The sequence below is a fragment of the Profundibacterium mesophilum KAUST100406-0324 genome (assembly GCF_009835145.1).
GTDB lineage: Bacteria > Pseudomonadota > Alphaproteobacteria > Rhodobacterales > Rhodobacteraceae > Profundibacterium > Profundibacterium mesophilum.
This window is the reverse complement of sequence record NZ_APKE01000122.1, coordinates 1-214: the sequence shown is the minus strand read 5'-3', so window position 1 is coordinate 214 and position 214 is coordinate 1. Positions and strand designations below refer to the sequence as shown.

General features: G+C 64.0%; 1 pseudogene. It reads left to right on the top strand.

Annotated elements, in window-relative coordinates:
* Nucleotides 1–37: 37 nt before the first annotated feature.
* Nucleotides 38–214: pseudogene (locus PMES_RS16515) on the top strand (lytic transglycosylase domain-containing protein); the annotation flags it as partial.

The following is a 214-nucleotide window of genomic DNA, read 5'->3' as shown; positions in this document are numbered from 1 at the left end:
GTTTTGCCTGCTGCCCGGTCTCGCCTTGTCTCAAGGCGTGCCGACCAATGACAGTGGGCTGACCGCGCGTGACATCGTCGAGACCGGCGATCGCGAGGCAGACTTGGCTGTTCAGGCGGACAAGCTTGCCGTGCGCGAACTCATCGCCGAGATCGAACGGGAGCAGCTGGAAACCCTCCGACGCATCCTCGATGCCCAGACCAGCTTCGGCGGT